General features: G+C 47.6%; 16 protein-coding genes and 5 pseudogenes. 10 read left to right on the top strand and 11 right to left on the bottom strand.

The features are described 5' to 3' along the window. Window positions 1–4 precede the first annotated feature (4 nt). Together CWC46_RS16370 and CWC46_RS16375 are read left to right on the top strand one after the other, a co-directional pair. On the top strand, window positions 5–424 hold the full coding sequence (locus CWC46_RS16370; RefSeq protein WP_157831381.1) for an integrase arm-type DNA-binding domain-containing protein: 420 nt from the start codon (window positions 5–7) through the stop codon (window positions 422–424). Continuing rightward, a pseudogene (locus CWC46_RS16375) lies at window positions 342–590 on the top strand (DUF927 domain-containing protein); the annotation flags it as partial. The gene CWC46_RS16370 and the pseudogene CWC46_RS16375, both read left to right, overlap by 83 nt. 74 nt (window positions 591–664) lie before the next feature. Here CWC46_RS16375 and CWC46_RS16380 read toward each other — a convergent pair. Continuing rightward, window positions 665–813 (bottom strand): annotated as a pseudogene (locus CWC46_RS16380) (transposase); the annotation flags it as partial. 54 nt (window positions 814–867) lie between these two features. Between CWC46_RS16380 and CWC46_RS16385 the strand changes: the two are divergent. The 4 genes from CWC46_RS16385 to CWC46_RS16400 all read left to right on the top strand — a co-directional run bounded on the left by CWC46_RS16385 (window position 868) and on the right by CWC46_RS16400 (window position 3703). Further along, window positions 868–1521, top strand: coding sequence for a hypothetical protein (locus CWC46_RS16385; protein WP_157831382.1), 654 nt, complete (start codon window positions 868–870; stop codon window positions 1519–1521). 2 nt (window positions 1522–1523) lie between these two features. Then, complete coding sequence (locus CWC46_RS16390) at window positions 1524–1865, top strand: hypothetical protein (RefSeq protein ID WP_021015472.1); 342 nt, start codon at window positions 1524–1526, stop codon at window positions 1863–1865. Window positions 1866–2544: 679 nt separating this feature from the next. Beyond that, window positions 2545–3099, top strand: a complete 555-nt coding sequence (locus tag CWC46_RS16395; RefSeq protein ID WP_021015471.1) for a hypothetical protein — start codon at window positions 2545–2547, stop codon at window positions 3097–3099. A gap of 115 nt (window positions 3100–3214) precedes the next feature. After that, window positions 3215–3703, top strand: coding sequence for a hypothetical protein (locus tag CWC46_RS16400; RefSeq protein WP_021015470.1), 489 nt, complete (start codon window positions 3215–3217; stop codon window positions 3701–3703). 232 nt (window positions 3704–3935) lie between these two features. On the opposite strand, the pseudogene CWC46_RS16405 reads toward CWC46_RS16400, so the two are convergent. The 4 genes and pseudogenes from CWC46_RS16405 to CWC46_RS16420 all read right to left on the bottom strand — a co-directional run bounded on the left by CWC46_RS16405 (window position 3936) and on the right by CWC46_RS16420 (window position 7854). Beyond that, window positions 3936–4954 (bottom strand): annotated as a pseudogene (locus tag CWC46_RS16405) (NADP-dependent oxidoreductase). Then, window positions 4955–5773, bottom strand: coding sequence for an oxidoreductase (locus CWC46_RS16410; RefSeq protein ID WP_037381459.1), 819 nt, complete (start codon window positions 5771–5773; stop codon window positions 4955–4957). It abuts the pseudogene before it with no gap. Between the two features lie 132 nt (window positions 5774–5905). After that, the gene (locus CWC46_RS16415; protein ID WP_021015466.1) at window positions 5906–6688 is read right to left on the bottom strand and encodes an SDR family NAD(P)-dependent oxidoreductase; all 783 of its coding nucleotides are present in this window, start codon (window positions 6686–6688) and stop codon (window positions 5906–5908) included. 74 nt (window positions 6689–6762) lie between these two features. Then, entirely contained in the window at window positions 6763–7854 is a 1092-nt protein-coding gene (locus CWC46_RS16420; RefSeq protein WP_021015465.1) for an alkene reductase, read from the bottom strand. A gap of 138 nt (window positions 7855–7992) precedes the next feature. Here CWC46_RS16420 and CWC46_RS16425 point away from each other — a divergent pair, with 138 nt between their 5' ends. Both CWC46_RS16425 and CWC46_RS16430 read left to right on the top strand, forming a co-directional pair. Then, complete coding sequence (locus CWC46_RS16425) at window positions 7993–8547, top strand: TetR/AcrR family transcriptional regulator (RefSeq protein ID WP_021015464.1); 555 nt, start codon at window positions 7993–7995, stop codon at window positions 8545–8547. 407 nt (window positions 8548–8954) lie between these two features. After that, a complete protein-coding gene (locus tag CWC46_RS16430) occupies window positions 8955–9437 on the top strand; it encodes a cold-shock protein (RefSeq protein ID WP_021015463.1) in 483 nt (160 codons plus the stop codon). 72 nt (window positions 9438–9509) lie between these two features. Here CWC46_RS16430 and CWC46_RS16435 read toward each other — a convergent pair whose 3' ends face one another. Continuing rightward, window positions 9510–9698 (bottom strand): hypothetical protein, encoded by a 189-nt coding sequence (locus CWC46_RS16435; protein WP_037380826.1) that lies wholly within the window; start codon window positions 9696–9698, stop codon window positions 9510–9512. 83 nt (window positions 9699–9781) lie between these two features. Here CWC46_RS16435 and CWC46_RS16440 point away from each other — a divergent pair, with 83 nt between their 5' ends. Continuing rightward, the gene (locus tag CWC46_RS16440; protein WP_021015462.1) at window positions 9782–10321 is read left to right on the top strand and encodes a DUF2058 domain-containing protein; all 540 of its coding nucleotides are present in this window, start codon (window positions 9782–9784) and stop codon (window positions 10319–10321) included. A gap of 172 nt (window positions 10322–10493) precedes the next feature. On the opposite strand, the pseudogene CWC46_RS23325 reads toward CWC46_RS16440, so the two are convergent. Continuing rightward, window positions 10494–10645, bottom strand: a pseudogene (locus CWC46_RS23325) (IS5/IS1182 family transposase); the annotation flags it as partial. A gap of 318 nt (window positions 10646–10963) precedes the next feature. After that, window positions 10964–11902 carry an alpha/beta hydrolase gene (locus CWC46_RS16450; protein ID WP_021015461.1) on the bottom strand — a complete coding sequence of 313 codons (939 nt, stop codon included), beginning with the start codon at window positions 11900–11902 and terminating at the stop codon, window positions 10964–10966. Window positions 11903–11972: 70 nt separating this feature from the next. On the opposite strand from CWC46_RS16450, the gene CWC46_RS16455 reads away from it, so the two are divergent. Continuing rightward, complete coding sequence (locus tag CWC46_RS16455; RefSeq protein WP_021015460.1) at window positions 11973–12908, top strand: LysR family transcriptional regulator; 936 nt, start codon at window positions 11973–11975, stop codon at window positions 12906–12908. Between the two features lie 13 nt (window positions 12909–12921). Here CWC46_RS16455 and CWC46_RS16460 read toward each other — a convergent pair. The 3 genes and pseudogenes from CWC46_RS16460 to CWC46_RS16470 form a co-directional block, all read right to left on the bottom strand. Next, window positions 12922–13189: pseudogene (locus CWC46_RS16460) on the bottom strand (hypothetical protein); the annotation flags it as partial. 204 nt (window positions 13190–13393) lie between these two features. Further along, window positions 13394–14992 (bottom strand): APC family permease, encoded by a 1599-nt coding sequence (locus CWC46_RS16465; RefSeq protein ID WP_021015458.1) that lies wholly within the window; start codon window positions 14990–14992, stop codon window positions 13394–13396. 577 nt (window positions 14993–15569) lie between these two features. Then, window positions 15570–16268 (bottom strand): DJ-1/PfpI family protein, encoded by a 699-nt coding sequence (locus CWC46_RS16470; RefSeq protein WP_021015457.1) that lies wholly within the window; start codon window positions 16266–16268, stop codon window positions 15570–15572. Window positions 16269–16347 lie beyond the last annotated feature (79 nt).

Here is a 16347-nt window from a genome sequence, read left to right on the forward strand (position 1 = left end):
CGGTTTGCTACGTTTTCAGCCGGAAAGTTCAGTTATACGCTTAGTTATACCACCCCATATAACTACAAAAGCGTATAACTACGATGGCTCGTATAATTCCCCCCTCTCCAATACCGAGATCAAAGCCGCCAAACCTGCCGAGAAGGAATACACGCTACAGGACGGAGATGGGTTGTATCTGCTGGTGAAACCGAGCGGTTCTAAAATCTGGCGTTTTAATTATTACCGCCCCGATACGAAGAAACGTGCATTAACCAGCTTTGGTTCATTCCCTGCGGTTTCTTTGGCCGAAGCCCGACAACGGCGTGAATCAGCAAAGGCACTAATAAGCAAAGGCATCGATCCACATTGGCAGTTCCTCTGCCAGAAAGACCACTATCGGCACCATCGCATCCTCCGTGTATGGCGATCCCAAGATGCTTAAGCTGACGTGGTATTCCACCGCGCTGGGGCTGGTGAACGAAGCCGCCGCCCACAATGACGGTTTTATGCCGCTGGATGAAATCGGGCAAGGCAGCAACCGTAAAGCCGTCGCGGATGCCGCTTATGCACTGTTTAACGGTGTTGGCAAGATTCAGAGGAGCGTGGAGTAAATGCGCTTTCTTTGTCTCATAGCAACGTCCTCCTTATTTAAAGATAGCGTTGCATCGACCAGTTGAACTCAAGATTTCTGACCACTTCGCTCGGTTACTGGCGCAATGCCAGCATAGTTTTGAATTTCTTCTGCGCTGTTAAACCGGTTTCGGCTATCCCTCAATGCCGCAAGCATTCGTGGGCCCAGCAGAACCCCATACCAAGAAGTGATTTAAACAGGGCATTACTCGTCTATTTAATAAAAAATTAAATTATATTGTTCTGCAGCCGATAATGAATACTGATATGTTTTTTACTGGCGTATCAATATTCGTTGAAAATGACAAAATGGATAACATTTATATGGCGAAGATTTTACATTTTATTTTAATTTTGGCAGCTATTTCTTTGTCTGGATGTAAGGCAATTGAAAACAGCTTTGGTGATCGCCCGATATACCAAGAACCTTCAGATACAAAAAATGTATCAAGAATAAGATTTATAAAAAACATAAGAGGAACAGAAATAAAGCAAAAAGGATATTCCAAGACTTATACGAATATTACAGAATTCTCATGGCGAGGGTATGTAAATAAAACCAGAGACATCGGCATGCCTAAAATATCCTATCGAAAAGATGATTATAATGATTATTATTTTGAAACAAAAATAAAATCAGTGCCAACACTTATCTATATTCAAACCGAATCAACAGTAGCAGGCTCATGTCATGGTATGTTTTTTATTAAGCCTCAATCAGGTAAAGATTATGACATGAATTTTGACATAACTGAGAGTAGAACGAAGTGCATTATGCACTTCAATGAAATAGTAAAAGACGGTACAACTGGGGTTTATATATTAAAGCCTGCGCCGTATAAAAGATCATCGGCCCCACCTTGGGAACCAGCAGATAAAAATTACAAAACAGAGTTGGATGTTGATTGATTATGAAATTAATTTTAATTTTTCCTCTCTCCTTGATTTTATCTGGGTGTATTATAGATAGAACAAAGACATACAACACATCACTTTCTGATATAAATTCAAATAATGTCAATCATGTTTTTTTTGTTGGAAAAACCAAGAAAGATATTTTAGAGAAGCTAGGGCCGCCACAAAACTCATTAGAGTTTATGAAAGAGAATCATTGGTCGTATACTAATAAAGAGTCTATACATGGATTTGTTCTTATTCCACCCATTCCAGTAGGAATGAGTAAAACGAAAAAAATAGATCTATATTTTAATGAAAAGAATGAATTAAATAGATTCACATTTCACGAGGAATGAATCTGGTAAGAAATTAATGAAAGGAGTATGTTTATGCTGCATTGAATATACTCCTCATTAAGTTTTTTAGGATAAATTCATATAATCTTTATGCTATTGCTATATAATCAACCCATAACAAACAACTTAGAGCTAGAAATGCGTGATCTTGTGCTACCGAATTACTCCTATATCATACTTTAACGAGCCCAAATAACACCATTCATTTTCCACACCCATTGCGTTTACTGTCCACATGTGAGTGGTAAGTCCGGTTTCTCACGAGTTACAGCGAAACGGTGTGCAATAAAGTACGCAGCATCATGCGTTATTTTCAATTCGTACGACGATGCTAAACGTTCAGACATTTTGCCAAATGAGCCAAATTTACAGTGTTATCTCCCACCTTGAAGACCACCGAAAACTTGATTTTCAAAGCCATAAGCTAAAAATCACATATCACAACGATAAGCTTGAAGCATTTTGATTACACTATAACTGCGCAATCTGAATTGCCCAGTACGCAGCCCAAGTGCGCAAAACGAAACCGAACGGTAGCCATTCGCAAATTGGCCTCTAACCCTTGCTATGACTGGCGTTGGCAGGTATTGCGCACCGGTTTCCATTTTTGTCAGAATCATATTATTTCGTATTCAGATTGCGAACTCTGCGCATTGTTGATGCGCACTGGAGGCGGATAATGCGTGACCAGACGCGAAGTTACACCACCGATTTGCCGCGTATTAACCTGCAATTTCTCGCCCGTTTGCTCGATAAGTTGGGCAATGCAGCCCCAAACACGCAGGTTTACTGCGACACAGCGAGCGGAAGACTCTATTTATCCCGATATTCAGATGGCTACAGCGCCACAATTAACGGTGTCACGCAAAGGGTCGGTATTACAACCACACGCGTGGGGGATGGCGTACGTGAATGGTATGTTTGCCCCCACTGTGGCGAACGGGCAGCAAAGCTGTATACCGGGTGTAAAGATATTGGCTGCCGGAAGTGCTGGCATCGTCATTACGCCAGCCAAAGCAAAGACGAAGCCGACCGTTTATTACTGAGTGCGCGCCAGCAGCGCCGGGCGATTTGGGGCGATGATTACCCGCCCGCAGACAACTTGCTTAACCACGCTCGGTGGCTTGCAAAGCCAGCCCGTATGCGCTGGGAAACCTTTGAAAGAAAGTTAGCCAGGCTGATAAAAACTGAGGCCGCATACTGGCATACTGGCGGGTGTCAGATGCGAAAATGACAAGAATTCAGCGGTATGAGCAATGGTATACATCTTTCATAGATTAGTAGCGATATACCCTGGTTCTACCGAAACCTGATATCAAAAAACAGACCACCAGCAGCAAGGATTAACCATGTCTGGACTATTTAACACGCTCGATTCATCCAATATGTTCATTCATCTTCAGAAAAAATGGGAATCGTTTTACCACCACCCTTCCGAAGAAAGGCTGATTGATACGCTGCTCCCGCTGTACCATCTCAGGGAATGGATATGCCCAGGTGGCTCAGCAAGCTACAAAAACAAATACGAGTTATCAGCCGAAGAAAAATTACACAGTTTTCTGTATACCTATCCACCCTATGAGGTAGTCAGAGAACTTTGCAATCGAACGAAGCACTTCAAGAAAAAAAATGGTGATATAAATCTCAACATCCTTGAAGGAGCCAGAGCAGGACTGGCAAAAGCGGGGGACTCATTAGGGACAACATATTTTACCGTTGATGGAGTTGATATCCGGGATACCTTTATGGCTGTTTACAGGATCTATTACCAATATTTTGAGGCAGTGAAACAGGGGAAGTATCCTTCATTTGCCCCGTCCGACAGTGAAGATTGTTAGTCGAACGCTGAAAAGGTATACATGTTTTTATGGTGCCCTTTTCAACGTGATTTTTCTCTATGGGACTACGATTGGGACTACAATGTTAAATTATTAAAAATAAAACAAATTAAAACCAATAAAATGAACCATTAATTCAATTTCTCTCGTGCGAAACGCGCCAGCTATTGGCAAACGGTATAGATCCTCTCGACAACCGTGGATTTGAATCTCTGTTGTTACCTGAAATGAATTACTCTTGCATCTTGACGACCACTTTTCCCTTCACATGCCCTTGGGCAAGGTAGGCAAGAGCACCCTTTGCTTCGGAAAAGGGGAACACTTTGTCGATCACCGGACTGATTTGTTTCGCTTCTATAATTTTGGCGATTTGGGTAAGTTGGTCGCCATCAGGTCGAACGAAGAGAAATGAGTAGGTCAGTCCGCGCTTTTTTGAAAGGCGCATGATTTTATGGCTCATCAAGGCAAACACAAAGCGCAGGAAGATGTTTAAATTTCTATCACGTGCGAAAGCAGCATCTAACGGCCCGATGAGGGAAACAATTTTCCACCAGGCTTAAGAATGTGAGTGGATTTTTCAATCGCATCACCTCTGAGGGTACCCAATACAATATCGTAGCCACTAAGTTCGTTTTCGAATTCCTGTTTTTTATAATCAATCACCTCGTCTGCGCCAAGACGGCTTACCCAGTCGACATTATCTGTACTCGTTGTCGTTCCCACCTTTGCGCCAAGGTGCTTCGCCAGCTGGATGGCAAAACTGCCAATACCCCCGGAACCTGCCGGGATGAAAACCTTCTGACCCGTCTGCAAGCCGGCTCGCTCTGTCAGCGCTTGCCAGGACGTGAGGCTCACCATCGGGAGCGAAGCCGCTTGCACAAAATCCAGGTTTGCGGGTTTCATGGCCGCAGCGTTCTCTGGCACCACGGCAAATTCGGCAAGAGAACCCGTTCCCCTGTCGAAAATGCTGGCGAAAATTTCGTCACCTGGTTTGAAACGTGTCACGCGACTCCCCACTGCGATGACAACCCCGGACAAGTCGCTGCCCAATGTGGCGGGGAGCTTAAAATGCAAAACCGGCTTGAATATTCCGGTTGGGATCATGTTATCAATCGGGTTCAGACCCACAGCGTAAACTTTAACCAGGATTTCATCAGCATCGGGGGCAGGATAATCGATGTTATCGAATCCCAGCGCAGGGGATTTACCATAGCGTTTAAACGTAAATGCTTTCATCGTGTTATTCTTCATTTATTCTTTCGCATCAAGCTGAAGACTTTTGCGCACCACCTTATCCAGGAATGATGCAGGGGCGAATCTGAGAATAAAATTCAATTGACCTGCCAGCCTTCCCGCTGTGTAGCGTACCTTCGGATGTAAAGTCTGAACCGCTTTAACCACCACGTCAGCCACCACCTCCGGACTTTCCGCTTCGGCCATTGCCTTGCTAACCACTTTCGCCAGCTTAGCCCGGATCAGGTCATACTCTTCGAGCCTGGCATCCGGCTCAATATTATTGGCTTCAAACTGTGTTTTTATGTAAGCAGGTTCAATGACCGAAACTCTGATGCCCTGCGTGCGCAGTTCATGATCCAGTGCTCCCGAATACCCTTCCACCGCATGCTTACTGGCCGCATAAAGTGCCACATACGGTAACGGAACGATCCCAAGTATCGAACCGATGTTAATGATGCGCCCACTGCCCTGACGGCGCATGTGAGGGATCACTGCCCGGGTCAACCTGACGATGCCCAAAAAGTTCGTATCGAAAATGCTCATGGCCTGTTCGATAGAGCTTTCTTCCGCCGCCGCCGGAGCGACCCCGAAACCCGCATTATTCACCAAAATATCGATCCGCCCCTCCAGGCGCAGCAGCTCCTCAATGGCAGCCCCGACAGAAGCGTCGTCCGTCACATCCAGTGTCAGTAACGGAAACGGAGGTTTTCCCGCCTGGAAGCCACGCCGGCTCGTGCCATATACCCTATACCCCGCCGCTAAAAGTTTACTAGCAGAGGCTTCGCCGATACCTGAAGAAGCGCCGGTAACCAGTACTACACGTTTTTTTGTCATGCTGAATAAGGCCTTCATGATGTGTTTGAGGTTTCTCATCGCTGATGAGACGACAGGCTGTAAGGAATTTATGTCGGATTTACCGCTGTACAGAACAGCCGGAAGACCGTTATGCACAGTGCACCTCATTGATTACAGTGCTTTATATCGTTCGGCAGCTTCATCTTGTTTGATGTCTGAAAGCAAAGCCTGACGTGAAGCATCGAGGGTGTCCCAGCGTGCAGCATTATGTAACGGCGGGATGGTGACCAGTTCACGGCGATCAAAGCCAATCAGTGCGGCATCCACTAACTCGCCCACTTCCATAAATTTTGCCGAGTTACTGATGTCGATACCCGCACGGTCCCAAATTTCCGTGTAAGTGCCGGCAGGGAGCACCGCCTGGATATAAATGCCCTTAGATGACAGCTCTACATTCATTCCCTGAGACAGGAAAAGAACAAAGGCTTTGGTTGCGCCGTAAACCGTCATGGCAAATTCCGGGGCGAGGCCTACGACGGAACTGATATTGACGATCGAGCCTTCTCCGGCTTTTACCAGTCGTGGTGCCACGGCACTGGCAAGTCTCGTCAGGGCGGTGACGTTGAGTGCGATGAGGCTTTCTATCGAATCAGGCGTTTGCTCTGTAAAACTGCCGGACTGTGCGATACCCGCGTTATTGATAAGGATACCAATCCGTGTGTCTTCACGCAGACGGGCTTCGACCGCGGCTAAATCACTCGTTTGCGTGAGGTCGGCAGGCAGAACGTCGACAGAAATAGCATTTTCTTGTCGCAGACGCCCGGCCAGTATCTCTAACTTCGCTTTGTCGCGCGCGACCAGAACAAGGTCGTGGCCCCGGCGGGCAAACCGTTCAGCGTAAACAGCACCAATACCCGTGGATGCGCCTGTAATGAGAACTGAAGCTTTAGTCATAAGTTGATCTTCTTTATTAATGTGTAAACAGAATCCGCAATGTGCGATGTATGTAGAAGCGTGACACCGATGCTTTACTTGCTGGTCTCAGTAAGCGACGGGTAATCGGTATATCCCGCTGCGCCACCGCCATAAAGTGTTTCAGGATTGAGTGAGGCCAGAGGCGCGCCCGTCTTCAGCCTTTCGACCAGATCCGGGTTGGAGATGAACGGACGACCGAACGCGAACAGATCGGCTTTGCCTTGCGCAAGCTGAGCGGACGCCAGTTCCAGGTCATAGCCATTGTTGCCGATGTAGGTGTTTTTAAAACGCCGGCGCAGGGAGTCGTAATCGAACGGTGAGACATCACGCGGGCCACCCGTAGCGCCTTCGACCACATGGAGGTACACGATGCCTAATGCATCGAGTTGTTCAACGAGGTAGTCATATTGTGGCTGCGGATCACTGCATGAAATCGCATTAGCAGGTGACACCGGTGAAATACGTACGCCAGTGCGTTCTGCGCCGATCTCATCTTTTACAGCTGCCGTGACTTCCAGCAGCAGGCGCGCACGATTCTCGACAGAGCCGCCATATTCATCAGCACGCTGATTTGCACCATCTTTAAGGAACTGTTCCAGCAGATAACCATTCGCACCGTGGATCTCTACACCGTCAAATCCGGCGGCAATGGCATTGGCCGATGCCTTTCTGAAATCGTCGATAATCCCCGGTATTTCATGCAACTCCAGCGCACGAGGTTCGGAGACATCAGAGAAACCGTTATTCACAAAGGTTTTCGTCTCAGCACGGATGGCCGAGGGGGCAACAGGTGCAGCGCCATTAGGTTGCAAGTCAACATGAGAAATTCGCCCTACGTGCCACAGCTGTACAAATATCCGCCCGCCTTTGGCATGCACCGCGTCAGTCACTTTGCGCCAGCCATCGATTTGAGCTTGCGTGTAGATCCCCGGCGTATCCTGATAACCCTGCGCCTGTGCGGAGATCTGCGTGGCTTCGGTAATCAGCAATCCTGTTGTGGCACGCTGCGAGTAATACGTCGCCGCCAGTTCGCTGGGAACCAGACCCGCTCCAGCACGGTTACGAGTTAACGGTGCCATCACAATATGATTAGAGAGCGTTACTGGCCCCAGACTATAGGGTTGAAATAATTGTTGCTTCGTCATGTTTGTTCCCTTGCAAAGTGATTGGTAAAAGCATGGCCTTAATGATGGTGATCATAATCTAAAAAGTCAACCAGTTTGATTATGGTCATCATCAATGTATACTTATGACATGAATGTTTAGGAGAGGATCCAAAAACCATGAAAGTGTCGAAAGAGCAGGTTCGTGAAAACCGAAAGCGTATTATTGAAACTGCCTCAGTGTTGTTTCGTGAACGGGGCTATGACGGCGTGGGTGTAGTGGAACTGATGTCAGCAGCAGGATTAACTCACGGCGGCTTCTATAAGCACTTTGCTTCCAAAGCTGATTTGATGTCGGAGGCGATGAGCTGCGGTTTCTCACGATCTGCAGAAAATAGTTCTGGTGTGAGCCGGGAAAAATTTGTCGAATATTACCTCTCCCGGCAGCATCGCGCTTCTATGGGAAGCGGTTGTGTGATGTCGGCACTGGGCGCCGATACTGCACGTCAGTCTGAATCAATTAAGGCAACATTTGCCGCGGGTATTGAGAATCAGCTGGCCGTTTTAGCAAATGGAGATAGAGGTGAAACCCGTGCTGACCTGATCGACACTATTGCACATCTGGTCGGTGCCCTGGTGCTGTCCCGTGCCTGCCCTGATGATTCCGCTCTGGCAAATGAGATTCTCGAGGTCTGCCGCTCTCGTATTCTCAGTCAGGAAGTCCATGAGAATTGAATTTTGGGTAATTCAGCGATTCAATAAAATGTCTCACCTATTTCTTGGTGGCATCTTAATAACGTGATGCCAGTTCCCGACACCCAAAAATTTCGATTCAATCGCAATATCACACAGATTGTAATCCGCGTGTCACCGGGCAGCTTTGCTACCTACATATGGTTGCCAAAGAAAAGTATCAAACCTAACGAATTTGCCAATAAATTTGCCGGTCGCCAGAATATGCAACCAACATGAAGCTGTTTTCCCCTGATTATGACTAGATCATATCCGGGATCAGGTCAGCTGCCCTTTGCATACCAGAAATTTATCATCAAGACTTAAACCAAAGACGTAGTCTGCGCAGGCATTGTGCTTTACACTGCGCGCTGCAAAAACTGAGTAGATAAACAATTAAGTAGGCGGTAATGGCGATGAATGGAACGATCACAACCTGGTTTAAAGATAAAGGTTTTGGATTTATCAAAGATGAAAATGGTGATAACCGTTATTTTCATGTGATTAAGGTCGCCAATCCTGAGCTGATTAAGAAAGATGCGGCGGTCACTTTCGAACCCACCACTAATAACAAGGGGTTGTCAGCTTATGCTGTGAAAGTCGTACCGGAAAGCAAATACATCTATATTGCGGGCGAGCGCCTTAAGCTCACGTCGATCAAGTCTTACCTGGTTTACCGCGAAGAAGTGTCTGCCGATACCCGCATTGATAAAGAAAATGCGGTGCTGTCTGTCGGGGTCCTGATGGGTAATATCAGGCCGAAATCAGCCGCTAAGCCTGGTGAAATGCGCTCGCTGAAAAAACTGGCGATCACCACCTTCCAGGGAACGACGTTAATCTTCTCGGAAGATGAGATAGACGTGGATGCCACGGTAAAACTGCTCAAGGTCTGAAATAATTCGCACGGGCCCTGTGCCGAAATCCTGCGCCATTCATAATCAGAATGTCGGCATCGCTTACTAGCCTCAGTACGCCGTGATATATGGCGCGGTTACAAACGCTTCCAGCAACCAGACCATATCATGTAGCAGCCCGGTTAATGCTTTCGCCATGTTGGGCGGCAGTGTTCCCCCAGATGGCTGCGTTAATGCCGGCGCATCGTCCACTTGTAATGCGGTTTCCTGCCAGCAATTCGGTATCAACTCAAGCCACATAGTGATCAGGTACTGCGACCTGGTACAGTCTCAAAAATTACAGGTATAATCCCACACATTATTCAACTGGTTTAGAAACGAAGATGACAAAACTCACCTTACAAGAGCAGATGCTAAAAGCTGGGTTAGTGACCAGCAAAAAAATGGCCAAAGTCCAAAGAACGGCTAAAAAATCACGAGTTCAGGCGCGTGAGGCAAGAGAGGCTGTGGAAGAAAATAAAAAATCACAACTTGAGCGTGATAAACAGCTAAGCGAACAACAAAAACAAGCTGCTTTAGCTAAAGAATATAAAGCTCAGGTGAAGCAGCTCATTGAAATGAACAGAATCGACATTTCAAAAGGCGATATTGGTTTTAACTTCACAGATAATAATTTAATTAAAAAAATAGTTGTGGATAAGCTTACTCAGGCTCAGCTGATTAGTGGTCGTCTCGCCATTGCTCGTTTGGTTGTTGATAACAGTGGCGAGAGTGAATACGCTATTATCCCCGCGAGCGTAGCCGATAAAATTGCGCAGCGAGATGCGAACAGCATTGTATTAAATAGTGCGCTTAGTCAGGAAGAGCAGGATGAAGAAGATCCGTATGCCGATTTTAAAGTGCCTGATGATTTGATGTGGTAATTAACGTTTTGCAGATGCTTATGTATGAAAAGTCCCTAAGGGCTTTTCATTAAGATTCTATGTTCAGCAAGTTCATGGAAAAACGTAAGGTTATTCTGGATAGTTAGCAATACCTTTACGGCCAGCCCGACTGGATTACATCTTTCGACTTCCCTGCTTTCTATCTATCTGTGCCTTTATCAGCCAGTACGGTTACATCCGCCTTGGCAACAGCCTCCTGTGCTAATGTTGTCACAGCGGTTAAGCTGCCCACGGTCTTGGTGTATTTGTTACTTCATGTGCAACAATCAGGTGATGTCTGGTATCAACGGCAGTCTGAACGTTATCGGTTAACAGCCAGCCAATGATAAGTTACAGATACTAATAATACCTCTTCCTATAACGAAGCAGTGCCAGCATATGCCCGAATTGATATCGAAAATGTGGTGGCTATCTGTGGGTGTACTAATAATGTGGGTGTACTAATGAATAACATCAGGCCGAAACCTTGCGTCATTCATAAACAAGATTTCGGCATCACTAGCTGACCTAAGGGAGTCAAGCCATACAATTGTAGTGAATAAATGAGACAATGATCTTCATTTGCTAAAAGCACGCCCTGACGATTTATTCACAAATATTTAAAATATATCGCACGAACGTTTACTCGTTTAATTTCTTATCCTCTGTAAGAACATCCTCGAGGAAACGCACCGCATTGCGCAAAGCCTGATCAGCTTCAGGCAGGATCCCTGCTAGAAGATGCCATACATGGAACATTCCAGGCCAAACTTCGAGTGTGGTGCGTACACGCGCTTCCCCTAAATTTGAAGCTAGTCGGATAGCATCACTCAGCATGACCTCATTCTCACCGATCTGGATTAGTATCGGTGCAAGCCCTTGGACATCAGCATAAACGGGGGAAGCATCAGGATGTGTAGGAAGCTCACCGGCGAGAAAACACCTTCCCAAGATGTTGAGAAAATCCACGCTACAAATCGGATCAATCCCCTCGCGGGTGGTCGCAGACAAACCGCTATGGGTAAGATTTGCCCATGGTGAGATCGCCACCCCGGCGGCGGGTAGCGGAATACCAGCATCGCGAGCCTTGCGCATCATAGTGACGACCATCGCGCCGCCTGCTGAATCACCTACCAGAGCGAGATCGCGGGGATGAATGCCACGGTCCAGAATTGCACGATAAGCTGAAAAAACATCATTAATTGGCGTCGGAAATGGGAAATCGGGCGCCTGCCTATAGTCTGGCGTGTAAACCCTGGCTTTCAACGCTTTGGCAAGACGCCCCGTAATTCCACGGTATGCTTCGACACCCCCATGCACATAGCCGCCGCCATGAATGTATAGAACGACCCTGCTTCCAACGTGTTCCTCCATCTCGCTGATCATTGCAGGAGCATCGCCTAACGCAGTGGTCTTATAGGAAACCCCCTCGATCGCAGGGAAAATTTTTTCAAGACTTTGCATATAGTGAGCGCGTACTTCCGACCAGCTAGCTTCAGACTGACCATAGAGCTTCTGAACAACCGGGCCAGCGGCAGTGATCCATCCATCAAGAGCATTTTGGGCATTTTTCGACAGCATTGTTGAAACCTCACTCAGTTAAATTCTACAATGGCAGTATATTCAACACATTAACGAAAAGGGTTCCCCAATGGTGGGAAAAAAAATCCCGGTGGCTAAACCAAAAGGCTCGGATATAGATATTGGTGCACTGCGTATCTTTGTTGCTGTTGCAGAGGCGGGGAGTTTTGTTGCAGGCGGTAAGGCAATGGGACTGACGCGTTCTGCGGCGGGTAAAGCACTGGCTCGTTTGGAAAACTATCTTGAGACACGGCTTTTCCAACGGACAACTCGTCGCTTATCTCTCACGACAGAGGGACATGAATTTTATCATCGATGCAGTCAGTTGCTGGAGGATCTAGAAGAAGCTGAAGCTACCATTCGTCAAAATCCACTACGACCAAAAGGCATACTTCGACTTACCGTTTCAGAAGGCTACGGCAAAATGATTATTTTGCCGTTTCTCAATGAATTTCTAGAGGCCTCACCAGAATTGAGCATTGAGGTAAGCTTCACTGATCGGGTTGTTGATCTTGTAGAAGAAGGATTCGATCTCGCCATCCGCGTAGGTAGTGCAACCACAAGTTACCAATACATAACGCAGGTGATCGACAGGGCATGGCCACACCTTTATGCATCCCCCAACTATCTCGAAAAGTGGGGAATTCCGAACTCGTTTGCTGAGATAAAAAACCATCGGCGTCTCGTCTATGGTCTGGGAACGGCTCCCACCGCATGGACACTGGTTGATAAAGAGCAAGGTCAGATAACTCTAGACGGCCCGGCTTATGCCAGATTTGACAGCGGAGATGCAATTCGCACCGCATCCATCGCGGGGCTGGGTATCGGATATTTACCGTCCTTCATGATTGAAAAGGATTTATTTGAAGGCCGCCTGGTGCAAGTGCTGACTGATGTAAGAGGTGAAGAAATTGCTATCCATGCAATTTACCCAAACCGCAGGAATCTCTCTGTTCGGGTACGGGCTTTCATTGATGATCTTAGAAAATTTCTGAATCACACTTAAAAAGTGACATTTCTCATCCTGCGAACATGAACTTCCGCTTCACGCCCTGAGACATTTGACAAGCTTTGTATGGCTTCAGTAAGGGCGAATTTTGCTCTTTGTGTGCTCAAGTATTTTGCCTCGTCGTAGCAGGTTCCGGTCTTCCAGCAGCGGTAAATGATCCTTATCCATTTTAAACGCCAGCGCCCGGATCGCGGATTGGTGAGATTTTCCTTTTCTCACTGGCCCTGGTAATACAGTCTGGCCCAGTATGAGGAATTTACCGTCTTGGCTGCCCATTCACGCCTGCCTGACGAATATTTATCTGACTTTTCAGGAACCAGATTAAACATTATATCCGAGACACTGAAGCAACCATTACGAAAGGTTTGCTCTATATTCCAGATCATCTGGTAAAAAGATGAAAGCCCCGCCGGGTTGTATCCGCCCGAACGGGGTCGCAGGCCCTTACCGTTGTTGATGGAATAGCCAATCAATGTGCTGCCTTACTGCACATAACCTTCTTGATTAATTTGCCCTGTCGCCAGGATTTCATCTTCTTCCTCAGTAATTTTTGGTGCGGCCAAACTGGTGCTGACACCCCAGTAGTAGCACACCAGGCTGACAATAGCAGACAGGATCATATCCATCGGCGCGCTGATAAGCCCTGTGCCACCAAAGGTTCCCAGGCCGGAAATCACCATTATGGCAATGTAATAAACCAACAACCACCATGCACAACCGACATCGCGCTGATGATGCTGACCTTTTTTCGCAAACAGTGCATATAGCACCCAGGCAACAATCAGTATCGGCAGCAAAATCACGTTAACCGACCACCCGCTCCAGTAAACCAGCATTGTACTGGCGACAAATGCCAGCGGGCTTAATAGGTTAAACAGCGGCAGGCGGAAAGGACGGTATAAATTCGGTAGATGGCGGCGGAAAGCGCCTGCGGAAATCGGCCCTGGCAAGTAAGTAAAGACCGTTGCCGATGTCACGGCCCCAATCAGGCCCCCCCACATCTGGAATTCAGAAGGCAGAGTCCAGGCGATCGCCAGCACAAGTGATAACCAGAGCGCCCCACGCGGTACACCGGATTTCTCATCCACTTTGCCAAAGACTTTAAACAGGTGGCCGTTACGCGCCCAGGCAAACAGTACGCGGCTCGCCCCCGCGAGATAAATATTACCGGTACCTGCCGGAGAGATGACAGCATCAACCAGGATCAGGTTGATAAGCCAGGTGATCCCAAGGCTGCGCGCCAGATCAGCATAAGGGGATTGCAATACATGTTTCAGGCCATCCCAACCGTGGGCACTCAACGCTTCAGATGGTACCGCTCCCAGGAAAGCATATTGCAACAGCAGGTAAATAACAAAACTCAACCCAATGGCAATTATGATAGACAGTGGTACATCACGCTGAGGATTTTTCGCTTCACTGGCAAAGTCCACTGCCTGGCGGAAACCCAGATAGGCGAATACAATCCCGGCACCGGTCAGCGAGGAGAAGATACCATGCGTTCCGCCCGGCGGCGGCGGTGGTACATTCAGGTTGGCAGCATTGAAGTACATGAATAAGGTGACGATTGTTAGCAATGGCACAACAAATTTAAAGACAGTAACAATGGTATTTACCCGACCAAAGACTTTTACACTCCAGTAGTTGAGCAGGAAGAACACCAGCAGCAGCCCTATCTGAACAGCAAAACCGATCATTGTCGGGCTGCCATCAGTATTCCCCAGAGCAGGCCACCAGTACACAGCGTACTGACGCACGGCTTCCACCTCCACCCCTGCCGTACTGGTATAAGCGAGTAACGAACTGACGCCAATCACGAAACCCACAACATTACCATGGGAATAATTAGGATAACGGACAAAACCGCCAGCACGTGGTAACGCAGCGGATAATTCCGCAAACACCAGCCCGATTAATAATACGATGATGGCCCCCAGAATCCATGCCCAGCCAGTCTGTGCTCCTGCATACCCGGCGCTGGTGAGCGCGGCATAAAGCCAGCCAGAGCCAATCATTGACCCTATTCCCAGCAAGGTGAGATCGACTAATCCCAGCTCTTTCTTAAGTCCGTGTTTCACCATATGACATACCTCTTGTTTTCAGTTTCGGCACTCACTGGCCCGACTGTCTGAACCATTCGTTGATGTGATGTGTTGTGTGTAACAAGACTAAATGAGCAGGTTACATGCCATCGCAGGTATCTATAGGTAAATAAATATGTCTTTTTATAATTCAGGTATCGGTAGGTAACTGGAGAATGAAATTTGCAAACTACCGGGCACAAAACAATCTGGACAAAGAGCCATCTGGCAGGACTGTTCGTAAACTAAAAGCAGATGAATATCCCAATGCGCCAAAAAAGTGCACATCCCCAAATAGGGATGTTGAAAGGCACCAAAATGGGGCATCGTTTTTAATTGTCAGCGTTAAACCTATTTCCTCGCGGTCATCGCCAACGAAGTTGACACCCTTATTTGCTTTTACGCTGTGGATTTCAGCCTGGTTTCTGGCTTGTCCGGATTCAGCATCCCTGCCTCAACTCGTTGTCATTGATGACACGATCTTGACCACCGTTCATGTAAGCAACTGACGGGTATCCGTCTCGCCACGGTTGACGTCGCCTCTGTCACAACGTCAATCGCCACAAACGATTCCTCTTTATCCAACCCGTAATCTACGCGTGGCTTCCCGTACTTCATCTTGCCGCTGTGGCGCTATATGCGCCATGGACTCTGTGTAGAGCGCCAACACGTCGGCTGGCGCAGTTTCGGGTCGTCCGGCATTGAACGGGGGTTCGGGCGCATATTCCAGTCGAAGTTGTATAGACTGGGCCACGGTATCTCCGGCAATCTCAGCCAACACCGTCAAGGCAAAATCTATGCCTGCCGTTACCCCGCCGCCGGTGATAAGCCGACCATCGCGGACCACACGCGCGGCGTCAGGAATAGCACCATACAGTGGCAGCAGTTCGCGCAAAGCCCAGTGACAGGCGGCATGTTTGCCCTGCAAAAATCCAGCGGCCCCCAGGATTAGCGAACCGGTACAGACCGATGTTACATACTGAGCACTGTGACCTAGACGCCGGATATGGCCAATAAACGCCGCATCCAGCGATATCTGTGTAGCGGTCAGCCCACCAGGTACGCATATCAAATCACAACGGTCTATGCCGGCCAGCGGTACGGTATTGGCAAATGCCAACCCATCGCCCGACACAGTGCCACCCTGTAAGCTGGCCACCTGTGTTTCAGAATTCGGCAAACGCGATATGCATTCATAAGGACCGACAAAGTCTAAGGGCGTCATACCTGGGTAAATGACAAACACGGTGCGAAAATTGGCCTGGGACATATTCATGTTGGACTCCTGGAAAACGGATTACGCTTCTTACCTGCCGATATGTTATCTGTTGACAGATTGGCTTAAATGACATAAA

The sequence above is a fragment of the Prodigiosinella confusarubida genome, assembly GCF_002847015.1.
Classification (GTDB): Bacteria; Pseudomonadota; Gammaproteobacteria; order Enterobacterales; family Enterobacteriaceae; genus Prodigiosinella; species Prodigiosinella aquatilis.